The sequence below is a fragment of the Microbacterium esteraromaticum genome, from assembly GCF_028747645.1.
GTDB classification, from domain to species: domain Bacteria; phylum Actinomycetota; class Actinomycetes; order Actinomycetales; family Microbacteriaceae; genus Microbacterium; species Microbacterium esteraromaticum_C.
The window spans coordinates 829014-851035 of sequence record NZ_CP118100.1; the positions used below are offsets into that span (position 1 = coordinate 829014).

Consider the following 22022-nt stretch of genomic DNA (forward strand, 5'->3'; position numbering starts at 1 on the left):
ATAGGGGCAGGCCGGGGTGGAAGCAGGCGCGGTGAGGCGGCGAGGTCAGATCGTCGCGGAGCTCAGCAGGATGCTCGTCTCGCTGTCGCGGATGCCGTCGATGCCGCGGATGACGCTCAGCGTCTCGTCGAATGAGGCCAGGCTGTCGCAGCTGATGTCGGCCACCAGGTCCCACCGCCCGTTCGTGGTGTGCAGCGACGCGATCTGCGGCACGCCCCGCAGGCTGCGGATCACCTCTCGGGTGTTGCGACCCTCGACGGCGATCAGCATGATGGCCCGCACGATCGAGGTCTCGGCGGGGTCGTGTACGCGCACCGAGAACCCGACGATCACTCCGCTCTCGACGAGCCGCTTCAAGCGGCTGTCGACGGTGGCACGGGTGACGCCCAGGCGGCGGGCGAGGTTGACGACCGACTCGCGACTGTTCGCGCGCAACAGAGACAGCAGGCGGCGATCGAGGTCATCGAGGGAACTCATTCTTCAGAACTTACATCCTGAGTAATCAGAATGCATGATCTGCGATGCAAATGATCCATGTTGCTGATTGAAAGTGCCATCGCGGGCCTCGTAGATTGGGATCTCCACGAGAGAGAGGATGGGCGATGGTCCGTTTCGTCGATGTTCCGAACATGCGCCGCTGGCTGATCAGCACCGGTATCGAGCGTGCCATCGAGGGGATCGCCGACACGCTCGTGGAGGACTTCCGTCGCTGGGAGCAGTTCGACCGCACCGCACGCGTCGCCAGCCACTCCGACATCGGCGTGATCGAGCTGATGCCGACCAGCGATGGCGAGCAGTACGGCTTCAAGTACGTCAACGGCCACCCGAGCAACCCCGGGCGGGGCTTGCAGACCGTCACCGCCTTCGGTGTGCTGGCCGACGTCGACAGCGGCTACCCCACGCTGTGGACCGAGATGACCATCCTCACGGCACTGCGCACCGCCGCGACGTCTGCGATGGTCGCCCGCGTGCTCGCTCCGGCGGATGCCACGACGATGGCCATGATCGGCACCGGCAGCCAGGCCGAGTTCCAGGCTCTGGCCTTCCGCGCTCTGCTGGGCATCACGCACCTGCGTGTGTGGGACACCGACCCGAACGCGCTCGACGTGTTCGAGCGCAACATGCGCCCGCTGGGCTTCGAGATCGTGCGTGCGTCGAGTGCCGCCGAGGCGGTCGCGGGCGCGCAGATCATCACGACCTGCACGGCCGACAAGGCCAACGCCACCGTTCTCACCGACGACATGGTGGGCCCCGGCGTGCACATCAACGCGATCGGTGGGGACTGCCCGGGCAAGACCGAGCTCGACGCCCGCATTCTGCACCGCGCCGAGATCTTCGTCGAGTACCCGCCGCAGACCCGTATCGAGGGCGAGATCCAGCAGCTCGACCCCGAGCACCCCGTCACCGAGCTGTGGCGCGTGCTGCGCGGCGAGGCCACGGGCCGGGCATCCGCCGACCAGATCACGGTGTTCGACTCGGTCGGCTTCGCCGTCGAGGACTTCTCGGCCCTGCGCTACCTCGCCGCCGCAATCGAGGGTACCGACTTCTACACCGAGGTCGACATCATCGCCGAGCCCGAGGACCCCAAGAACCTCTTCGCGCTCGTCGCCGAGGGCGCCGCCGCGCCCGCACTGGCGTGAGAGCAGCTTCGGCGCAGGCGCCGGGCGCGGTGGTGATGATCCGTCCCCACCGATTCCGTCCGAACCCGCAGACGGCCGCCGACAACACTTTCCAGCGCCCCGCCGACCACGACGTCTCGCGCGAGGCGTACGACGTGTGCACGCAGGTCGCCGAGCGTCTCACCGAGGCGGGTGTGCGCGTGCACGTGTTCGAGGACGAGGGCGACGCCCACCCCGACAGTGTCTTCCCGAACAACTGGTTCTCGACACACGCCGGCGGCCGGGTCGCGGTGTACCCCATGTACGCGCCGAACCGGCGAGGTGAGCGTCGTGCCGACATCATCGAGATGCTCAAGGCGCAGTACCGGGTGCAGGAGGTCATCGACTACTCGGGGCTCGAACCCGACGACCTGTTCCTTGAGGGCACCGGAGCGATGGTGCTCGACCACGTTTCACGGATCGCCTATGCGGTGCGTTCGAACCGCTGCGACCCGGTGCTCGTGGAGCGCTTCTGCACGGTGTTCGGGTATGAACCGGTCGTCTTCGATGCGGTCGACCCCGACGGGGTGCCGATCTATCACACCAACGTCATGATGTGCATCGGCACCGACATCGCCCTCATCGGGCTGGACGCGATCGTCGGCGACGCGCGCCGCGACGAGATCGCGCGGCGCATCCGCGAGACCGGGCGCACGCTGATCCCGCTGACGGCTCAGCAGGTCGCCGCGTTCGCGGGCAACGCGCTGGAACTGCGTGGGCACGGCGGCGAGCGGATGCTGGTGATCTCCGAGACCGGCTATCGCAGCCTGACCGAAGAGCAGGTGCAGACACTGTCGGCGTCGTGCCGGATCGTACCCGTCGATGTCGCGCCCATCGAGCTCGCCGGCGGTTCCGTACGCTGCATGCTCGCGGGCATCCACCTCGACGCGCGCTGAACACTCGTCCGAGAGCAGCCCGAACAGACCGCACTGCCGTGTCCGATTTCCGCCAGCCCGGCGGTGGTGAGCGTGTCACGATGGACGTATGAGCCTCACAACCGAGCACGCCGAGCGGTACCGGGCGATCAGTGCGCGCGACACGCGGTTCGACGGGCAGTTCGTCACAGCGGTGCGCTCGACCGGCATCTACTGCCGGCCGAGTTGCCCCGCGCGCACCCCGAAGCCCGAGAACGTGACGTTCTACCCGACCAGTGCCGCCGCGCACGAAGCGGGGTACCGGGCCTGCAAGCGCTGCCTGCCCGAGGCTGCTCCGGGCTCGCCGGCATGGAACCTGCGCGGAGACGTGGCCGCGCGGGCGATGCGGCTGATCGCCGCCGGAACGGTGGAGCACGAGGGCGTGCCGGGGCTCGCGCAGCGTCTGGGATACTCGCCCCGGCATCTCACCCGCCTACTGAACGCCGAACTCGGCGCCGGCCCTCTCGCCCTGGCTCGTGCGCACCGAGCGCATACCGCTCGCATGCTGCTGGTCGGCACCGATCTGCCGGTCGCCGAGGTCGCCTTCTCGGCCGGCTTCTCCAGCATCCGCCAGTGCAACGACACGATCCGCGAGGTCTTTGCGATGACTCCGGGCGAGCTGCGGGCCCGGCGTCGCGGCGCCATCGGCGCCGAGAGCGGAGTCATCGACCTGCTGCTGCCGCATCGCGCGCCGATGGATGCCGGTGGCGTGTTCGCCTGGATGGCCGACCGTGCGCTGCCCGGGATGGAGGTCGCCACGGCGACGTCCTTCGCGCGGAACCTGCGGATGCCCGGCGGACCCGCATATCTCGAGGTGCGGCAGACCCCAGAAGGGCAGTTGCGTCTGCGTGCTCGTGTCACCCGTCTGGGAGACCTCGCCCCGCTCGTCTCGACCGCGCGGCGGCTGTTCGATCTCGACGCCGATCCGCAGGCCGTTGACGAGGCGCTCAGTGCGCATCCGCAGCTCGCGCCCCGCGTCGCGGCGCTCGCGGGCATCCGCGTGCCCGGCGCCGCCGACCCGCACGAGATGCTCATCCGTGCCATGGTCGGCCAGCAGATCACCGTCGCGGCCGCGCGCACGGCGCTGACGGCGCTGGTCGAGCACCTGGGGGAGCGCACCGCTGACGGTGGAATGTTGTTCCCGACCATGGCTGCGATCGCCGAGCACGGTACCGACGTGCTGCGCGGCCCCGCCGCGCGCATCCGCGCGATCACCGGGGCAGCGGCGGCGCTCGCCGACGGGTCGCTGACGCTCACGGTCGGCGACGACGCGGCCGAGCAGCGGGAGCGGCTGCTCGCGATGCCGGGTATCGGACCGTGGACGGCGGACTATGTGCGGATGCGGGTGATCGGCGACCCCGATGTGTTCCTGCCCGGCGATGTCGCCATGCGCGCCGGAGCTGCCGCCTGCGGTCTACCGGGCGAGGCGAAGCCCCTCGCCGAGTGGGCCACGCGCGTGGCGCCCTGGCGCAGTTACCTCACCGCGCACCTCTGGCGCGCGGCGCCCGTGCGGGTGCCGCGCCAGACGAAGACAACCCTGAAGGAGTCCTCATGACCGCTCTCATCCAGACCATCGACACCCCTGACGGCGCCCTGACGATCCTTGCCGACGCCCAGCAGCGCGTGCTCGCCTCTGGCTGGAGCGCCGATCACGCCGAGATCGTCGCGCGGGTGCATCCGTCGTTGCGCCCTGACGGAATCGCGGAGGGGGCGACGGATGCTGCCGGCGCGGCCCGCGCGTACTACACGGGCGACCTGTCGGCGATCGACGGCGTCGTCGTGCGCCAGCACGGCACCGAACTGCAGCGGGCCGGCTGGGAGGCGCTGCGCCGGATCACGCCGGGCAGCCCGCTGACCTACAGCGAGTTCGCGGTCGAGCTCGGCAGCCCCCAGGCGGTGCGCGCGGCGGCATCCATCTGTGCCCGCAACGCACCCGCCCTGTTCGTACCGTGCCATCGCGTGCTGCGCGCCGACGGCACGCTCGGCGGCTTCGCCTGGGGGCTGGAGGTCAAGCAGCGCCTGCTCGCGCGCGAAGCGGTGGGCGTCGGCTGATGTCACTCGCTCGGCACGTTCCAGAACTCGGTGAAGTCGCGGCAGCCGTCGGGGACAGTCATCTCGTCGGTAGGACCACCGGGGAGCGCGCTGCCGGCGAACATGATGTGCTCTCCCTCCGTCGCGGATACGACATCGATCGCCGCGCCGGTGAACACCAGGTTGTCATCGAGCCATGACGCGTCGCCCTCTTGGAACACCAGCACCACGCGCTCACCCGTGTCGCGCTCGATATAGGTGCATCCGCTGTCCCGGCGAAGTACGCCGTCCAGCAGAGCGGAATCTGCACCCTCTCCTCCGCTCGGGGGCTGTATCGCCAACTCCGAGACATCGCCCTGCGGTGCGCACGAAGTAAGGACCATGGCTAGAACTAGGCAGGCGACACCGGCCCCCAGCTGTCTCCGTGCCATACGCGAGGTGCACGGAGCGTTCATAGAAGAGACAAGCCCATGTTTGAAAGATAAGCACTCTTGGAAAAAACGCCGTAGCCGGATGTTCCACTCGCAGGCCCGCCCTTAAGCAGTCCGTACGCTGTACCGCCAGAGAACCACGGGCCGCCGCTGTCACCGCCAGCCACCTTGAGTGACGGGCCTGAGACGTAGACGAACGTGAAGGCGCAGGATCCACCAGGGCAGGCGCCCGTCCATGTCGGCAACGATAGTCTCCTGGGCATGTCGCTTCCCTCCCAGCTCCCGCGCGGGGCCGATGATCTGCGTGGATCCATCGGTGCATGCGAAGGTACTATCAGGCGGCGATCCGGTGCAAGCGTCAGAATGGAAACGACTCGGGCTTTCGTGCCATGTGCATCTCACCGGATCGTGGACGGTGAAGCCGAAGCGAGCAGCTTGGTGTACTCAGACCGCGGCAGCCTCGGCGTCGATGTCAGTGATGAACGCGACAGCGGCGTAGACGAGCTTGGAGAAGTCGATGACCTCGTCGCGGATGGCGGTGTTGTCGACGACGTAGGCCAGCGACACCGGGAGCTCCTTCATCCCGGCGTGCGGCATCTCGCCGGCGCTGCGGGCCGCGAAGACGATCCCGAACACGCGCAGGTCGACCGTGTCGTCATCGGCGATCCGGATCAGCTGCGGATCCGCGGCCTGCGGGTCGACCCCCAGTTCCTTCAGGGCCGTCAGTGTCGTGCGGTAGGCGATAGCCTCATCGAGCACGGCGAAGAAGTAGTCCGGTCGATCCGGTCCCGGCGCCTGCCGCAGCAGTCGCGCTTCGGCGGGAAGCTGGGCGGGCAGATCGGCGGGTCCGGTGTCGATTCCGGTGATGCGCAGGCGGGAGCTCATCCGCCGATCCTTCGACCCGGAAATTTCTCTTGCGGTAGATGCGTTTGCGGGAATATGCTCAAAGGCTGTCGCGCCGACCGGCCGACGAAGCCGAGCCTGAGGAGGACACCATGGCCACGACGATTGTCACGTTCATCGCCCTCGGCTCGCGCGCAGCCCGCCTGCGTGATTGATCGCGGTCCGCGCCACTGACACGGCGCGTCGCACTGCCTCACACCGGATGCCACGGGCATCCGCCATCGTCTTCGTCTTCCGCTCGCAACGCAACTGAGAGTCATGTCTGTCACCGCTTCTTCGTCGTCTCTGTCCACCGTCGCCGCGCTGCTGCGCCTGAAGCCCTTCGTCCGCTTCGCCTGGGGGCTGGAGGTCAAGCAGCGCCTGCTCGCGCGCGAAGCGGTGGGCGTCGGCTGATCTGCCGGGCGGTCAGCCGACGCGGGTCACATCCGCCAGGTGGACGTAGGCGCTCTCGGTGGCGTGCACGAGCGTGACGACCATGTCGTTGATCGGCGTCGGCACTCCGGCGCGGCGCCCTTCGCGGGCGACCGCGCCGTTGATCGCATCGATCTCGCTGCGCCGTCGCAGCACGCCGTCCAGCCGCACCGACGGGTAGGCGTCGCCGATTCTGGTGCCGAGGTGCCGGATGTGCTCGATCGGGTCGCCGACATCGAGGGTGACCCCCAGCGCTGACGCGACGTCGATCGCCTCCTGTGCGCACCCGCCGCCGATCTCCCACGCGGCGGGCGTATCGATGATGCGACCGATGGGCAGGCCCGTCAGGAACGAGGTTCCCGAGAACGCCGCGTTCATGATCAGCTTCTCCCACACCATCTGGTCGAGGTCGTCGAACAGTGCCACGCCGAAGCCTGCGCTGGTCCACACCTCTCCGCCTCGCTCGAGCGCTTCACGGGAGAGTCCGCGGTACGAGCCGAACCGCGTGATCTCGCGACCGTTGTGGTGAGCCTCTCCGGGCGTCGGCACCGATGCCCCGAATCCGCCGACGACACCGACGGCGATGCGGTCGGGATCGATGTGCTCCGCAGCGATCTGCGGGGAACCGAGCCCGTTCTGCACGGTCTGAACGATCGTGTGCTCGGCGAGCAGTGGTGCCACCGACTGCGCTGCGGCGGCGATGTCGTACGCCTTGGTCGCGATGATCACCAGATCGCAGGTGCCGATGCCCTCGGTCGTCGTTGACATCGACGCGAGGCGTACCGTGCGGTCGCCGCTGTCGCCGTACACGCGCAGCCCGCGTTCGTTCACCGCGGCGACGTGGTCGGTCCACAGCGTGACTCCGTGCACCTCGTGACCGGCTTCTTGCATCAAGCCGGCATAGACAGAGCCCATGGCTCCGCATCCGACGACAGCGACCTTTGCCATGCGTATGTCCTCTCGGGTCAGTGGATGCCAGTGGTCTTACCTCTGGGTGATCCCCATCATGACCGACGCGGCGCTGAGTTTCAATCAAAGTCCGGAGATTCCTCGCGAAATCGGGTCATCCGGCGGGGTTGGCACGGAATGCTGGCAAATTGTATCCACAAGTTCTAGCATGAGGATTTCCAGCCTTCCCACGTGAGGAGATACCCATGACAGGCACGACGCCCACGAGCGCACTCGCAGGCCTGCGCGTGATCGACGCGGCCTCGCTCGCCGCCGCACCCCTGGTGGCCACCTATCTGGCCGAGTTCGGTGCCGAGGTGATCAAGGTCGAAGACCCGAACGCCGGCGACGCGTTGCGCGCCTGGGGCGTGCGCAAGGACGGCGTCGGCCTGATGTGGAAGAGCGTCGCGCGCAACAAGAAGCCCGTCACCGCGAATCTGCGCACCTCCGCGGGGCAGGAGCTGCTCAAGCAGCTCGCCGGTGAGGCCGACGTCATCATCTTCAACACTCGGCCGAGCACGCTCGAGAAGTGGGGGCTCGACTACGAGTCGCTTCGCGAGACGCATCCGCACCTGATCTACCTGCACATCACCGCATTCGGCGAGGGTGGCCCCGACACCGACCGTCCGGGGTTCGGAACGCTGGGCGAGGCGATGAGCGGGTTCGCCCACACCACGGGTGAGGCCGACGGCCCGCCCACGCTGCCGTCCTTCATGCTGGCGGATGGTGTCGCATCATTGAACGCGGTGTACGCCGTGCTGATCGCGCTCTACCACCGCGACGTGCGCGGAGGTGGCGGGCAGAAGATCGATGTGAATCTGGTCGAGCCGTTGGCGCGGCTGCTCGAGCAGTCGGTGCTGACCTTCGACCAGCTCGGCGAGAACCCGGCGCGCACGGGCAACCGCTGGGCGATCACCGTGCCGCGCAACACGTACAAGACCCAGGACGGGCGGTGGATCGTGATGTCGGGCAGTGCCCCGTCGATCGCGTTGCGCGTCTACAAGGCCATCGGTCGACCGGAGCTGGTCGACGACCCCGCCTACGCCGATCCGCAGCAGCGGTTGCAGCGCGCCGACGAGATCGATGCCATGGTCGCCGACTGGATCGGCGCGCACCCGTTCGATGACGTCATGCGCATCTTCGCCGACGAGCAGGTCGCCGTCGCCCCGGTCTACGACGCCGAGCAGCTTCTCGCCGACCCGCACCACCAGGCGCGTGGGACCTTTGTGCGGATGCCGGATGCCGACCTCGGCAGTATGCGTGTGCAGGCGCCCGTGCCCCGGTTGTCGGTCACGCCGGGACGAGTCGAGCATCTCGGGCGCGAGCTCGGCGCCGACAGCTCCGAGATCTACGCGTCGTGGCTCGGACTGGACGAGGCCCGAATCGGCGAGCTGCGCGCCGCCGGCGCCGTCTGACCGGTAGCTGCCCGTAGACGCCGAAAGCCCCTTTCGCCTGAACGCAGGCGAAAGGGGCTTCGTGGTGGTGGTGAGCACTCGCTCGATCAGACCCCGAGGATCTTCTCGGCGCGCTCCACGATCGCGTAGTCGACCAGTCGGCCATCGTGCACGATGGCCCCCGAGCCGGCTGCCTCTGCGGCGGCGAACAGTTCGAGGATCATACGGGCGTTCGCCTTCTCGGCGTCAGACGCCTCGAACCCACGGTTGCTCAGGGGGACCTGGTTCGGGTGGATGAGCATCTTGCCGCGGAACCCGAACTGCCGTGCCTGGCGGCACATCGCGAGAATACGCTCGTCCTCCTGGAACGCGATGAAGGGGCCGTCGAGGGGTTTGGAGACGCCCGCCGCGCGCGCCGCCAACACCAGTGCGGAGCGCGCGTAGAGCAGTTCCTCCGCGCTGTCGGAGTGGTCGAGTCCATCGATGTCGAGGTCGCGCATGAAGTCGTGCGCGCCGAAGATCGCCGTCTCGATTCGGGGGCTCGCCGCGAGGATCTGTCGTGCGTCGGCGATGCCCAGCGCCGACTCGATGAGGATCAGCATCCGCGTCGCCCCCGGGGTCACACCGTGCAAGCGCTCCGCCTCGCCGATCCACTCGTCTGCGGCGCGCACCGTCTCGACGTCCTCGACCTTCGGTAGCACGATGCCGTTCAGGTCCGGCTGGATGACGGCCTCGATGTCGGCCTGCGTGCGCCCGGTCGACGGGTGGTTGACCCGGACGTAGCTGCGCACGTCGGGGATGCTCGTGATGCCCGCTCTGGCCAGTGCTCGTGCCGCGGTCTTGTTGGCGTCGGCGACGGCATCCTCGAGGTCGAGGGCCGCGGCGTCGGGGCGGATCTCGTTCATCTTCTGCACCCGGCGTTCGTTGTCGGCCGGGCAGAAGAGCAGTGAGCGCAGCGGCGCCGGCGCTTCGGGGGCGGGTGCTTCAGTCATCAGACGACCTTGTCTCTCGTTCTGCGGCGATGGCATCGCCGATGCAATCTGGATACAATCGAAGATAGGGCGAGGGTGCGTGGTGGTCAAGTCTCGGACCTCGGGTGGATATCCGGCGCAGAAGCCTGAAAAATCAGCGAATCACAACGAAAGTGAGCATGCCATGTCTGAGATTGTTCGTCCTCGCCGCTCTGCTCTGTACGTGCCCGGTGCGAACTCCCGTGCCCTGGAGAAGTCCACTGGTCTAGCCGCTGACATGATCATTCTCGATCTGGAGGACGCCGTGGCGCCGGCAGAGAAAGAAGCGTCGCGCACGCGCGTCTGCGCCGCGATCGAATCCCGGGCCTTCGGCCCTCGCGAAGTTCTGGTGCGCGTGAACGCTCGCGGTACGTCCTGGCATTGGGACGACCTGCGCGCCGTCGCAGCGACGCCTGCGCACGGGGTTCTGGTTCCGAAGGTGGACTCACCGTACGAGGCCGCGCGACTCGCGGATGCCCTTGACGAGCTCGATGCGCCGCAGTCGCTGAGGCTGTGGGTCATGATCGAGACCCCGCGCGCGGTGCTGGCCGCCGCCGAGATCGCCGCATCGAGCGACCGGATCGAGGGACTCGTGATCGGCACGAACGACCTCGTGAACGATCTGGGTGCGCTGCATGTGCCGGGGCGGATGCCCGTGCTCTCGTCGCTGTCGCACACGATCCTTGCGGCCAGGGCGTCGGGCAAGGCGGTTCTGGACGGGGTCTACAACGCCGTGCGCGACACCGAGGGCTTCGTCGCCGAGGCCGCCCAGGGGCGTGCGCTGGGTTTCGACGGCAAGACACTGGTGCACCCCGCGCAGATCGGGCCGGCCAACGCGGCCTTCGGCCCTTCCGCGGCTGATGTGCAGCGGGCGCATGAGGTCATCGATGCCTTCTCGCAGGCCGAGGCCGCGGGCGAGGGCGTCACGGTGGTCGACGGTCAGATGATCGAGCACCTCCACGTCGTGCACGCCCGACGCGTGATCGCGCTGCAGGCACAGATCGAGGCGTTGACGACCGCCGCGTGACGTGCGCGAGGGGCTCCGCGTGAGCATCCACGACACGCGATAGCGTGAACGTGAAGGAGTCCCGATGAACAAGCGCCAACCGTTACCCGTCGACCCGATCGCCGAAGCGAAGCGGCAGTGGGTGCTTCACGGGTGGGCCGATGCCGCCTCGGGGATGTCGGCCGTGACCTCCATCATCCGCGCACAGCAGCTCATGCTCACCAGAGTGGAGCGCACCCTCAAGCCGTTCGACCTGTCGTTCGCGCGATTCGAGATGCTGCGCCTGCTCGCGTTCACCCGGGAGGGGCGTATGCCGATGGCGAGCGTCATCGCCCGCCTGCAGGTGCATCCGACGAGCGTCACGAACGCGGTGAACCGGCTGGTGAGCGACGGCCTGGTCGAGCGCGCTCCGCACCCCGAGGACGGCCGGGCCGCGATGGTCGTGCTCACGCCCTCGGGGCGCGAACTGATCGAAGAAGCCACCGTCGCCCTCAACGCCGTCTTCACCGAGCCGGGAATGCCCGACGACGACACGCTCGAGCTCGTGCGGATCCTGGCACGGTTCCGCAAGAGCGAGGGGGACTTCAGCGACCCCGTCGCACCGCCGGATCCGCTGTGATCGAACGGGCGGCCGTCAGCCGTCGACCGATGAGCTCTGCTCGCGGATCATCTCGATGATGCCGGAGAAGTCCCGGTGCGCACCATCGCCTTCGGCATACGCACGGAACATGTCGCGCGCGTGGATGCCAAGCTGGGCGTCGACACCGGTGAGTGCGATCGCGGCCTCGGCCAGGCCCAGATCCTTCGACATCAAGGCGCCGGCGAACCCCGGCCGGTAGTCGTCGTTCGCCGGACTCGTGGTGACCGGGCCGGGCACGGGACAGTTCGTGGTCAGCGCCCAGCACTGGCCCGAGGCGTTGGACGCCACATCGAACAGCGCTTGATGGCCCAGCCCGAGCCGCTCCCCGAGGACGAAGGCCTCAGCGACCGCGATCTGAGTGATGCCGAGGATCATGTTGTTGCACACCTTCGCCGCCTGTCCCAGGCCGGATCCGCCGCAGTGCACGATCCGTTCACCCATGATCTGCAGCACCGCGAGCGCGGCGGCGAAGTCCTCGTCACTGCCGCCGACCATGAACGCCAGTGTTCCGCGCTGCGCGCCGATCACACCACCCGACACTGGGGCATCCGCCGCACGGTGCCCGGCCGCCAGCGCGAGGTCGTGCGCGCGGCGTGCTTCATCGACGGCGATCGTCGAGCAGTCCAGGAAGAGCGTGCCCGGGGATGCCGAGGCGAGCAGGCCCGGAGTGTGCTCGTCGCCCTGGTAGGCCGCGATCACATGAGCGCCCGTCGGGAGCATGGTGATGACGATCTCGGCGCCGGCCACGGCGGCATTCGGATCGGCGGCGACCCCGATCCCGTTCGCGCGTGCGGCATCGCGCGCGGCCGAGACGGGATCGAAACCGAGAACACGGTGCCCGGCCGCCACGAGATTGGCGGCCATCGGGCCGCCCATGTGGCCCAGACCGAGAAAAGCGATGTCAGACATGAGGGGTCCCCTTCAGGAGGTGAGTGCGGTGGTGAGTAGCAGGTCGTGATCGCCGTGCGGCGCGAAGTACGCGTCGACCAGCGCGCGGTCCTGTTCGTTGCAGGGCTGCCAGCGCGGCCGGCGGTCCTTGTCGATGACCTGTGCGCGCACACCCTCGACGAAGTCGGGTGCCGCGTGCGCGTGACGGGAGACGCGGTACTCCTGCCCGAGCGCCTGCTCCAGAGTGTCGAGCGTCGCGGCGCGACGCAGCGACTCCAGGGTCACGGCCAGCGCCATCGGCGACTGCCGAGCCATCGCAGCGGCTGCGCGGTCGGCATCCGCCCCGCCGGTCATCCGCAGCCGGTGAGCGATGCCGCTGATCGAGTCGGCGGCGAACGCGGCGTCGATCCACTCGCGCGCCGAAGCCAACGGGGGAGCACCTGCGTCCGTGCTGAGCAGCAGCACGGCCTCACCCGCTTCCATGCTCTCCAGGGCGGTGAGCAGTCGCGGAATCCGCTCGGAGGGCACGTACGCATCGCTCAGGCCCAGGAACATCGCATCCGCGGCATTCAGCGTTGCGGCGGTGAGCGCCGCGAACGTGCCCAGGTGTCCTGGCGCATTCGCGAGCAGCCAGGTCGCACCGACATCGGGGACGAAACCGATGCTCACCTCGGGCAGCCCGAGTGAGCTGCGCTCGGTGACCACGCGGTGCGAGGCGTGCGCCGAGATGCCGATCCCGCCGCCCAGCACGATGCCGTCCTGGACCGCCACGATCGGCTTGCCGTACCGGGCGATCTGCGCGTTGAGTCGGTACTCGTCATACCAGAACGCGGCCGAGGCGGCGCCGTCACCCGAGAGGGCGTCGTGATACAGGCTGACGATATCGCCGCCCGCGCAGAGGCCGCGCTCGCCCGCACCCGTGATCGCGACCGTCCGAACCGAGTCGTCCTGCGCCCAGTCATCCAGGGCCGCGCGCATCGCAAGCACCATCGGGTGGGTGAGGGCGTTGATCGCGCGCGGGCGGTTCAGGGTGATCACCCCGACCCGCCCGCGCCGTTCGATCAGCACGTCCGGTGTGGCATCCGCCGTCATCGTGCGCCCGCCAGCAGCCCGCGGCCCACGATCAGCCGCATGATCTCGTTCGTGCCCTCGAGGATCTGGTGCACGCGCAGATCGCGGACCACGCGTTCGATGCCGTACTCGTGCAGGTAGCCGTAACCGCCGTGCAGCTGCAGCGCCTCATTGGCGACCCGGAACCCTGCGTCGGTGGCGAACCTCTTGGCCAGTGCGCAGGCGGAAGCGGCATCCGACGACTTCTCGTCCATCTGGGCCGCCGCGCGTGAGAGCAGCGCACGGGCCGCCTGCAGATCGGTCTCCATGTCGGCCAACGCGAACATGATCGACTGGTTCGCCGCGAGCGGGGCGCCGAACGCCTCGCGGTCCTTCACATAGGCGATGGCCCGGTCGAGCGTCCACTGCGCCCCACCCAGTGAGCAGGCGCCCATGTTCACCCGCCCGCCGTTGAGGCCCTTCATGGCGATGGCGAAGCCCTCGCCCTCTTCACTCAGGCGATTGGTCACCGGGACGCGGACGCCGTCGAAGACCACCTGTCGCGTGGGCTGGGCGTTCCACCCCATCTTCCGCTCGTTCGGGCCGAACGAGAGGCCCGCCGCATCCGCGGGCACGAGGATCGCGCTGATGCCGCGCGCGCCGGAATCGGATGCCCCGGTGCGCGCCATCACGAGATATACCGCCGAGGTGCCCGCGCCGGAGATGAACTGCTTGGTGCCGTTGAGCACGTACTCGTCGCCGTCACGGGTCGCCGTCGTGGTGATCGCCGCGGCATCCGATCCGGCGCCGGGCTCGGTGAGGCAGTAGCTGCCGAGGTCGGTCATCGCGACCAGTCCGGGAAGCCACTGCTCGCGCTGCTGCTGATCACCGAACTCATCGATCATCCACGCCACCATGTTGTGGATCGAGATGTAGGCGGCGATCGTCGTGTCGCCCTTTGCGAGCTCCTCGAAGATCGCCACCGCGTCGAGACGCGATAGGCCGGAGCCGCCGACGTCCTCACGCACGTAGATGCCGCCGAGGCCGAGCTCTCCGGCATCCTGCAGGGCGTCGACCGGGAAGTGCTTGTCGGCATCCCAGTTCGCGGCGTGCGGTGCGAGCCGCGCGGTCGCGAAGTCGCGCACGGCGTCGACGAGCGCGGTGCGCTCTTCTGTCGTCAGTGTCGCGTACATGATCAGTGCATCGTCGGGATGACGAAGCTCGCGCCTTCCTTGAGATCGTGCGAGAGCCAGCGGCTGGTCACTGTCTTGGTCTTCGTGTAGAAGCGGAAGGCATCGGGGCCGTGCTGGTTCAGATCCCCGAAGCCGGACTTCTTCCAGCCGCCGAACGTGTGGTAGGCGATCGGTACCGGGATCGGCACGTTCACGCCCACCATGCCGACGTTCACGCGCGCAGCGAAGTCGCGAGCCGCGTCGCCGTCGCGGGTGAAGATCGACACGCCGTTGCCGTACTCATGATCGGTGGCCATTGCGAGTGCCTGCTCGAAGTCGTCGGCGCGGGCGATGAACAGCACCGGGCCGAACACCTCTTCCTTGTACACCGTCATGTCGGGGGTGACGTGGTCGAACAGGGTCGGGCCGAGATAGAAGCCCGATTCGTAGCCCTCGACGGTGTAGCCGCGGCCGTCGGCGAGCAGCTGAGCCCCTTCGTCGATGCCCTTCTGGATGTATCCCTCGACGCGAGCGAGCGCGTCGGCCGAGACCAGCGGGCCGTAGTCCACTCCTTCGGCGAGTGCGGGGCCGACGCGTAGCGCTGCGACGCGCTCGGCGAGCTTGACGGCAAGGGCATCCGCGGTCTGACGGCCCACCGGGACGGCGACCGAGATCGCCATGCAGCGCTCACCGGCCGAGCCGTAGCCGGCGCCGATCAGGGCGTCGGCGGCCTGGTCGAGATCGGCATCCGGCATGATGATCATGTGGTTCTTCGCACCGCCGAAGCACTGCGCCCGCTTGCCGTTCTGTGCGGCCGTCTCGTAGATGTACTGCGCGATGGGGGTCGAGCCGACGAACCCCACCGCGTGCACGCGATCGTCGTGCAGGATCGCGTCGACGGATTCCTTGTCGCCGTTGACGACGTTCAGCACACCGGCGGGCAGGCCCGCCTCGAGGAACAGCTCCGCGATGCGCAGCGGGACCGAGGGGTCGCGCTCGCTGGGCTTGAGGATGAATGCGTTGCCCGCGGCGATCGCCGGGCCGATCTTCCACAGCGGGATCATGGCGGGGAAGTTGAACGGGGTGATGCCCGCCACGACGCCGAGCGGCTGACGCATCGAGTAGACATCGATGCCGGTGCCCGCGCCCGTGGAGTATTCGCCCTTGAGCAGGTGGGGTGCGCCTGCGGCGAACTCGATGACCTCGACCCCGCGCTGGATGTCGCCCAGCGAGTCCTCGTAGGTCTTGCCGTGCTCGCGGGACAGCGTCTTGGCCAGCTCCGGGGCCGCCTCTGCGATCAGCTCGAGGAACTTCAGCAGCACCCGTGCCCGCTTCTGCGGGTTCGTCGCACCCCACGCGATCTGCGCTTCTTCGGCGTTCGCGATGGCTGCCTGCACCTCGGCCGCGGTGGCGAGCGGCACGCGCGCCTGCACCTCGCCGGTGGACGGGTCGTACACGTCGCTGAAACGACCGGAGGTGCCGGCGACGTGCTCGCCGCCGATGAAGTGGGTGAGTTCACGGGTCATTGTGAAGCGTCCTTCCGTGATGCGGCATCGCATCGATTGCCTAGCGCCATTTGCGCGCCATTTGCCTAGTGCCCCCAACTATATAGTAGGAAGTCAAAGTAAAAGAACCCCTTGGAGTCGCGCCGCGGCGGCACCGCTCACAGGCGCGGGCACGCCGAACAGCCCCCCCCTCGTGAGGGGGTGTTCGGCGTGCCGGTCAGTCGGTGGTGCGCCGGTCGGCTTCTGCGCGCAGCTCGGTGATGGTTCGATCGATGTGCGTGCGCGCCATCTGCTCGGCCCGCTCGGCGTCACCCGCCTCGATGGCGTCGACGATCTCGACGTGCTCCTGGATGGCCTGCACCGCGTTGCGCGGGCCGGTGTGCGCGATCGGGGCGAAGACCTGCCCGGTCATGCGCAGGATCGGACTCTGGGCGATGACGAACTGGTTGCCGGTCATCACCATGATCATCTCGTGGAAGTCGACGTTCAGCTTCGTGTACGCACGTGCGTCCCACGGCGTGACCGTGGCGCGCTGGGCATCGATGAGTCGGCGCAGACTCCGCACATCCGAGGCGGTGGCCTCGGTCGCGGTCAGACGTGCGGCGAGGGCATCCACCGCACCGCGCAGTTCGTAGGCGTCGATGAGGGTGGCCGCATCGCCGCTGACGATGCGCATGCCCCGACCCGATTCGTGCGTGACGAGCCCCTCCTGTTCGAGACGCCGTAGCGCTTCGCGCAGCGGGGTGCGGCTGACGTTCAACTCGGCTGCCAGATGTTCCTGGCGGAGCCAGGCCCCGGTCGGATAGTGATGCGAGTAGATGCGCTCGCGGATCACCGCCGCGATCTCGTCGACCAGCGGAACGGCTCGCGCCACCGTCGTCGGCACCTCGCCCATGCTGCGTCCTTTCGCCGTCGTCGTGGTCACGTGTGTGAGAACGGCCCCGTCACGGCCATCCGCTTGATGATAGTGCGTCGAGCCCGGACCGCCCCCGAGGCGGCATCAGTCGATCAGCGACCAATCCGGGGTTGCGTCTGCGCGAACGCTCTCGTACCAAGCGCAGGCAGCCAGCACGAGATCGTCCGATCCGATGCGCCCGGCGACCTGGAGCCCGATGGTGCGGCCGTCGGCGGTGAACCCGCAGTTGATGCTGGCCGCAGGCTGGCCCGACATGTTGTACGGCATCGTGAACGAGATGTGCGCCATCGGACGGTCGGGATCGTTCACCGGCATGGGGTCTTCGGCCGGGAACGCCGCCATGGGAGCGACGGGGGAGAGCACGAGGTCGAAGGGCGCGGTCGCCGCGCGGGTGGCCTGCTGGATCTGGCCGAATCTGCCGTAGTTCACCAGAGTCTGCGCGCCGTCGTACGCGGCACCCGCCCCGCACCAGCGAGCGATGTAGGGCAGCACGAGCGATCTGCCTTCATCATCGAGCGCGCTGTAGTCCACCCACGAGCGCGTGCGCCAGAAGGCGTCGACACCCGCCAGCTGCTCGGGCGTCATGAACGGCGCCAAGGGAACGACCGTGGCGCCGGCCGCCGCGAACAGATCCGCGGCCGCCTGCACCGCCGACAGCACCTCCGCGTCGACGTCGGCGCCCGACCCGGCATCCAACTGGAGGGCGATGCGCAGTCCGGCGACGTCGGGAAGGGTCTTGGACCAGTCCATCTGCGGGTACGGTCGAGCGGTGTAATCGCGTTCGTCCGGCTGGGCGATCACGCTCATGAGCGCCTGCGCGTCCGCGATAGTGCGCGTGAGCGGGCCGGCGGCCCGCCCGAGGTACGGTGCGTGCAACGGCACGAGGCCGTCGCTGGGCTTGAGAGTGGCCAGTCCAGACCATGTACCGGGAAGTCGAATCGACCCGCCGATGTCGGTGCCGACGTGCAACGGCCCATAGCCGGCCGCGGCTGCGGCGCTGCTGCCCGCACTCGACCCACCGGTGGTCAGCGCCGGGTTCCAGGCGTTGCGGGAGATGCCGTGCAAAGACGAGACGCCCGACGAGAGCATGCCCCAGTCAGGCATAGTCGTCGACCCCAGGATCACGAGCCCGGACTCAAGCAGCCGGTCGGTGATGGGGGCGTTCTGGGGTGCTGCCGGAGGATTCGGAATGGCCGTACCGGACGGCAACGGCTTTCCGGCGCGGGGGATGTTCTCCTTCACCGTGGCGGGCACGCCATCGAATGCGGAGAGCTGCGTGCCCGTTGCCCAGCGCTGGGCGGACGCCTCGGCATCGGCGCGCACCTGGCTCGGGTCGTGCAGATAGAAGGCGTTGAGCACCGGCTCCCGGTCGGCGATTCTGGCCAGCATCGCCTCGGCCACCTCCCGGGGATCCAGCCCGTCGGCGTAGCCGGCCGCCAGTTCATGGGCGGACATCTCGTGCAGGTTGCGCGACATGGTGACTCCTCCTTCTGCGTTGCGCGACATCATGCCGTGACCTCGGCGGCCAGGTGCTTGGTGCGGATCTCGGAGCGCAGGTTCATCGAGCTCGCGATGAGCTTCGCGGTGTACGGGTGCTGCGGATCGGTGTAGACGCTCTCGGTCTCGCCCGCTTCGACGATCACGCCCGACTGCATCACCACGACCTTGTCGCACAGATGGCGTACGACGGCCAGATCGTGCGAGACGAACACCAGCGTGAGCTGGTAGGCGTCGACCAGATCGGCGAGCAGGTTCAGCACCTGTGCGCGCACCGACACGTCGAGGGCCGATACCGGTTCGTCGGCGACGAGGACGCGGGGCCTGCAGATCAATGCCCGTGCGATCGAGATGCGCTGTCGCTGCCCTCCCGAGAACTGATGCGGATAGCGATCCAGCGCGTCGGCGCTCAGACCGACCGCCTGCAGCATCTCGGCGGCCATCTCCCGACGCCGTGCCGGCGTCTCGTCGCGTCCGGGAACCAGCAGTGGCTCCGTGATGATGTCGACGACCCGCATCCGCGGATTCAACGATCCCATCGGATCCTGGAAGACGATCTGCAACTGCTGTCGCAGCTGCACCAGGTCGGATTCCCGTGCGCCGGCGACCTCGTTGCCGCTGACGACGACCGAGCCTGACGTCGGCTGGTCGAGCCCAGCGAGGATCCGCAGCAGGGTGGACTTGCCGGATCCGGATTCACCGACCACGCCGAGGCGCTCGCCCGGCATCACCCGGAAGTTGGCGTCTTGGAGCGCCTTGACCGTCACCGGCTTGCCGCGAAGGGACGAGCGTCCGCGCGTGTAGTGACGTGTGAGGTCCTTCACCTCGATGACGGGGGCATCGTCGGTCTCCGCCTCCGACTCGGTGGCCCGAGGGTCGGGCTCATCCGCCGGGGCGGGCGCGCTGGCGGTCGGAGCCTCGGGTGCGTCATCAAGCGTGGGCGGGACGTACGACGCGGCGGATGCGACCGTGAACAGGCGCCCGTCGCTGTCGGTGGCCTCCAGATCGCTCGCGGCCAGCAGTCCCCGGGTGTAGGGATGCTGGGGGCGGGTGAAGATGTCTTCGGTGCGCCCCTGCTCGACGACGCGACCGTTGTTCATGACGAGCACGCGGGTGCACATGTTGGCGACCACGGCCAGATCGTGGGTGATGAACAGCAGCCCGGTGCCACGTTCCACGACCGACTCGAGGACGAGGTCGAGCACCTGACGCTGGACGGTGACGTCCAGCGCGGTGGTGGGCTCGTCGGCCAGCAGCAGCCCCGGATCATTGGCCAGTGCCATCGCCAGCATCACGCGCTGACGTTGGCCACCCGACAGCTGATGAGGGTAAGCGCGCGCGGCTTCGGCGGGATCGGGCAGCTTGACCGACGCCAGCATCTCGATCGCCTTCGCGTTCGCCGCCCGCCGCGACGGGACGGTCTTGTGCTGGAGCATGACCTCGGCGACCTGCGCACCGGCGCGCATCAGGGGGTTCAGCGCCGTGAGCGGCTCCTGGAACACCATGCCGATGTCGCGTCCGCGGATGCGGCGCATGACAGCATCCGATGCGGTGACGAAATTGGCGTCGTGCCCTGCCATGCGCACGTTCCCGGTGGCGTGCAGGCCATCCGGAAGCAGACCCATCAGGCTCGCCGTCGTCAGGGACTTGCCCGACCCGGATTCGCCGATCAGACCGATCCGCTCGCCGCGCGCGAGCGAGAAGTTCACGTCGGTCACCAGCGGCGCATCGCCGGTGAACACCGACAGCCCTTCGACCGAGAGGAGGTTTTCGTTGGCGGTCATGAACGCTCTCCGTTCAGCTTCGGGTCGAAGCGGTCCCGCAGGCCGTCTCCAAGCATGTTGAACCCCATCACGGCGATGGCGATGGCGATGCCGGGCCAGACAGCCAGCATCGGGTTGATCCAGAGGTACTGCTGTGACTCCTGCAGCATCCGCCCCCACGACGCCGTCGGCGGCTGCGTGCCCAGGCCCAGGAACGACAGGGCTGCTTCGGCGAGAACGGCCAGGGCGAAGGTCACCGAGCACTGCACGACGACCATGCCGGCGATGTTCGGCAGGACGTGCCGGATCGCGACGCGGATGCCCGGCTGCGAGGACGCCCGGGCGGCGAGCACGTACTCCGTGCTCATGACCTGCAGAGTGCCCGAGCGGGCGACGCGGGCGAAGCCCGGGATCGAGGCGATGCCGATCGCGACCATCGCCGACCCCGTGCCGGGGCCGTAGACCGCGGCGAACATGATCGCCAGCAGCAGCGCGGGGAACGCCAGCAGGATGTCGGCGAAGCGCATCGTGACCTCTTCGGTCGCGCCACGGCGCATGCCGGCGAGGATGCCGAGCGGCGTGCCGATGAGCAGGGCGATTCCCACAGCCACCAGGCCGACGAGCAGGGTGATGCGAGCGCCGTAGAGAATGTTCGAGAACACGTCGCGGCCCAGGCGATCGGTGCCCATCGGGTGGGTCAGGCTCGACCCCTGGTGGGCGTTGTCGAGGAACTGCTGGTACGGGTCGAACGGTGTCCAGAAGAAGGAGATCACCGCGGCGGCCACGACGAGTGCCACCAGGATCGAGCCGACGAGCATGCTCGTGTTGCGGCGTCGGGAAGGCTTCACGGACACGCCCGCGATCGACGTGGTGGTCATGCTCTGCTCCCTCGTGCGGAGTTGCGGATGCGCGGATCGACGACCGTGTAGAGCACATCGACCATCAGATTGACGAACAGGGTGATGCCGACGAGCACCATCACCACGGACTGCACGGTCAGCATGTCGCGGTTGCCGACCGCATCCAGCAGCATCGACCCGAGGCCCGGGATGACGAAGACACGCTCGATGACGACGGCGCCGATAATCAGCGCCGCGAGCTGGATGGAGGTGACCGTGATCACCGGGATCGCGGCGTTGCGCAACCCGTGCTTGAGCAATGCGCCCAGGGGCGAGAGGCCCTTCGCCCGGGCCGTGCGCAGGTAGTCCTCGCTCATCACCTCGAGAACCGCCGAGCGCACGTAACGCGTCAGGATGGCCGCCTGCACCGACGCCAGCGCGACAACGGGAAGCGTCACTCGCGAGAGGAAGTCGGCGAAGTCCATGCCCGGCGGCGTCCAGCCGCTGGCCGGGAACCAGCCGAGCTGCAACGAGAACACGACCACCAGCAGCAGACCCGCGAGGAAGCCGGGGATGGCGATGCCGAGCTGGCTGATCGCGCTGATCATCGCGCCGGAGACCCGGTTGTGACGCATGGCGGCGAACGTGCCGAACGGGATCGCGATGATCACGGCCAGCAGCATCGCCAGCAGCACCAGGATCAGCGACACCTGGAGCTTGTCGAGCACCATCGGGCTGATGTCCTGCTGGGTGAGATGCGACGTGCCGAAGTCACCGAACGGCAGGCCGGATGCCCAGTCCCAGTACTGCACGATGAGCGGTCGATCCGTGCCGAGCTCAGCGCGCTTGGCTTCGAGCAGCTCCGGGCTCGCGTCGATGCCGAGTACGACCTGTGCGGGATCGCCGGGGATGAGCCGGAGCACCACGAACACCATGACGCTCGCGGCGATGATGCTGATGATGAACCGGGCGAGGTTGGTCAGAATGCGCATGACCATGCCGTGGCCTCCTTCGTATGGTTCGTGCGTGCCGGGGGAGTGCCGGCC

22 protein-coding genes are annotated in these 22022 nt (G+C 68.3%); 8 read left to right on the forward strand and 14 right to left on the reverse strand.

Annotated elements, in window-relative coordinates; genetic code table 11:
- Positions 1 to 45: 45 nt before the first annotated feature.
- Positions 46 to 477, reverse strand: coding sequence for an Lrp/AsnC family transcriptional regulator (locus PTQ19_RS03735; protein ID WP_179411544.1), 432 nt, complete (start codon positions 475 to 477; stop codon positions 46 to 48).
- 125 nt (positions 478 to 602) lie between these two features.
- On the opposite strand from PTQ19_RS03735, the gene PTQ19_RS03740 reads away from it, so the two are divergent.
- From PTQ19_RS03740 to PTQ19_RS03755, 4 genes are all read left to right on the forward strand, one after another.
- Positions 603 to 1640, forward strand: a complete 1038-nt coding sequence (locus PTQ19_RS03740; RefSeq protein WP_274368508.1) for an ornithine cyclodeaminase — start codon at positions 603 to 605, stop codon at positions 1638 to 1640.
- Between the two features lie 35 nt (positions 1641 to 1675).
- Positions 1676 to 2554 (forward strand): citrulline utilization hydrolase CtlX, encoded by an 879-nt coding sequence (ctlX, locus tag PTQ19_RS03745; RefSeq protein ID WP_274368509.1) that lies wholly within the window; start codon positions 1676 to 1678, stop codon positions 2552 to 2554.
- 88 nt (positions 2555 to 2642) lie between these two features.
- Positions 2643 to 4127 carry a DNA-3-methyladenine glycosylase 2 family protein gene (locus tag PTQ19_RS03750; RefSeq protein WP_274368510.1) on the forward strand — a complete coding sequence of 495 codons (1485 nt, stop codon included), beginning with the start codon at positions 2643 to 2645 and terminating at the stop codon, positions 4125 to 4127.
- Positions 4124 to 4624 (forward strand): methylated-DNA--[protein]-cysteine S-methyltransferase, encoded by a 501-nt coding sequence (locus PTQ19_RS03755; RefSeq protein ID WP_274368511.1) that lies wholly within the window; start codon positions 4124 to 4126, stop codon positions 4622 to 4624. The genes PTQ19_RS03750 and PTQ19_RS03755 overlap by 4 nt, the downstream gene beginning before the upstream one ends.
- Positions 4625 to 4626: 2 nt before the next feature.
- On the opposite strand, the gene PTQ19_RS03760 is transcribed toward PTQ19_RS03755, so the two are convergent.
- Both PTQ19_RS03760 and PTQ19_RS03765 read right to left on the reverse strand, forming a co-directional pair.
- Positions 4627 to 4986, reverse strand: a complete 360-nt coding sequence (locus PTQ19_RS03760) for a hypothetical protein (protein WP_224817401.1) — start codon at positions 4984 to 4986, stop codon at positions 4627 to 4629.
- Between the two features lie 492 nt (positions 4987 to 5478).
- Complete coding sequence (locus PTQ19_RS03765) at positions 5479 to 5919, reverse strand: hypothetical protein (RefSeq protein WP_274368512.1); 441 nt, start codon at positions 5917 to 5919, stop codon at positions 5479 to 5481.
- A gap of 276 nt (positions 5920 to 6195) precedes the next feature.
- Here PTQ19_RS03765 and PTQ19_RS03770 point away from each other — a divergent pair, with 276 nt between their 5' ends.
- Positions 6196 to 6330, forward strand: coding sequence for a hypothetical protein (locus PTQ19_RS03770; RefSeq protein ID WP_263621584.1), 135 nt, complete (start codon positions 6196 to 6198; stop codon positions 6328 to 6330).
- Positions 6331 to 6342: 12 nt separating this feature from the next.
- On the opposite strand, the gene PTQ19_RS03775 is transcribed toward PTQ19_RS03770, so the two are convergent.
- Positions 6343 to 7296, reverse strand: coding sequence for a ketopantoate reductase family protein (locus PTQ19_RS03775; RefSeq protein ID WP_274368513.1), 954 nt, complete (start codon positions 7294 to 7296; stop codon positions 6343 to 6345).
- 206 nt (positions 7297 to 7502) lie between these two features.
- Here PTQ19_RS03775 and PTQ19_RS03780 point away from each other — a divergent pair, with 206 nt between their 5' ends.
- A complete protein-coding gene (locus PTQ19_RS03780) occupies positions 7503 to 8711 on the forward strand; it encodes a CaiB/BaiF CoA transferase family protein (protein ID WP_179411538.1) in 1209 nt (402 codons plus the stop codon).
- A gap of 86 nt (positions 8712 to 8797) precedes the next feature.
- Here the strand turns inward: PTQ19_RS03780 and PTQ19_RS03785 are convergent, their stop codons facing one another.
- Positions 8798 to 9682 carry an HpcH/HpaI aldolase/citrate lyase family protein gene (locus PTQ19_RS03785; protein ID WP_274368514.1) on the reverse strand — a complete coding sequence of 295 codons (885 nt, stop codon included), beginning with the start codon at positions 9680 to 9682 and terminating at the stop codon, positions 8798 to 8800.
- A 163-nt stretch (positions 9683 to 9845) separates the two neighbouring features.
- Between PTQ19_RS03785 and PTQ19_RS03790 the strand changes: the two genes are divergently transcribed.
- Together PTQ19_RS03790 and PTQ19_RS03795 are read left to right on the forward strand one after the other, a co-directional pair.
- Entirely contained in the window at positions 9846 to 10727 is an 882-nt protein-coding gene (locus PTQ19_RS03790; RefSeq protein ID WP_274368515.1) for an HpcH/HpaI aldolase/citrate lyase family protein, read from the forward strand.
- Positions 10728 to 10791: 64 nt separating this feature from the next.
- Positions 10792 to 11325 carry a MarR family winged helix-turn-helix transcriptional regulator gene (locus PTQ19_RS03795; RefSeq protein ID WP_179411535.1) on the forward strand — a complete coding sequence of 178 codons (534 nt, stop codon included), beginning with the start codon at positions 10792 to 10794 and terminating at the stop codon, positions 11323 to 11325.
- 15 nt (positions 11326 to 11340) lie between these two features.
- On the opposite strand, the gene mmsB is transcribed toward PTQ19_RS03795, so the two are convergent.
- The 9 genes from mmsB to PTQ19_RS03840 all read right to left on the reverse strand — a co-directional run bounded on the left by mmsB (position 11341) and on the right by PTQ19_RS03840 (position 21974).
- A complete protein-coding gene (mmsB, locus tag PTQ19_RS03800; RefSeq protein WP_274368516.1) occupies positions 11341 to 12255 on the reverse strand; it encodes a 3-hydroxyisobutyrate dehydrogenase in 915 nt (304 codons plus the stop codon).
- A gap of 12 nt (positions 12256 to 12267) precedes the next feature.
- The gene (locus PTQ19_RS03805; protein WP_274368517.1) at positions 12268 to 13326 is read right to left on the reverse strand and encodes an enoyl-CoA hydratase/isomerase family protein; all 1059 of its coding nucleotides are present in this window, start codon (positions 13324 to 13326) and stop codon (positions 12268 to 12270) included.
- The gene (locus PTQ19_RS03810; protein WP_274368518.1) at positions 13323 to 14477 is read right to left on the reverse strand and encodes an acyl-CoA dehydrogenase family protein; all 1155 of its coding nucleotides are present in this window, start codon (positions 14475 to 14477) and stop codon (positions 13323 to 13325) included. Before PTQ19_RS03810 ends, PTQ19_RS03805 begins: the two co-directional genes overlap by 4 nt.
- A 2-nt stretch (positions 14478 to 14479) precedes the next feature.
- A complete protein-coding gene (locus PTQ19_RS03815; RefSeq protein WP_206550323.1) occupies positions 14480 to 15982 on the reverse strand; it encodes a CoA-acylating methylmalonate-semialdehyde dehydrogenase in 1503 nt (500 codons plus the stop codon).
- Positions 15983 to 16178: 196 nt separating this feature from the next.
- Positions 16179 to 16856 carry a GntR family transcriptional regulator gene (locus PTQ19_RS03820; protein ID WP_242519579.1) on the reverse strand — a complete coding sequence of 226 codons (678 nt, stop codon included), beginning with the start codon at positions 16854 to 16856 and terminating at the stop codon, positions 16179 to 16181.
- Between the two features lie 105 nt (positions 16857 to 16961).
- Entirely contained in the window at positions 16962 to 18353 is a 1392-nt protein-coding gene (locus tag PTQ19_RS03825) for an amidase (protein ID WP_274368519.1), read from the reverse strand.
- Positions 18354 to 18382: 29 nt separating this feature from the next.
- Positions 18383 to 20158, reverse strand: a complete 1776-nt coding sequence (locus PTQ19_RS03830) for an ABC transporter ATP-binding protein (RefSeq protein ID WP_274368520.1) — start codon at positions 20156 to 20158, stop codon at positions 18383 to 18385.
- Positions 20155 to 21015, reverse strand: coding sequence for an ABC transporter permease (locus PTQ19_RS03835; protein ID WP_274368521.1), 861 nt, complete (start codon positions 21013 to 21015; stop codon positions 20155 to 20157). Before PTQ19_RS03835 ends, PTQ19_RS03830 begins: the two co-directional genes overlap by 4 nt.
- Positions 21012 to 21974, reverse strand: coding sequence for an ABC transporter permease (locus PTQ19_RS03840; protein WP_179411528.1), 963 nt, complete (start codon positions 21972 to 21974; stop codon positions 21012 to 21014). The genes PTQ19_RS03835 and PTQ19_RS03840 overlap by 4 nt, the downstream gene beginning before the upstream one ends.
- Between the last annotated feature and the right edge of the window lie 48 nt (positions 21975 to 22022).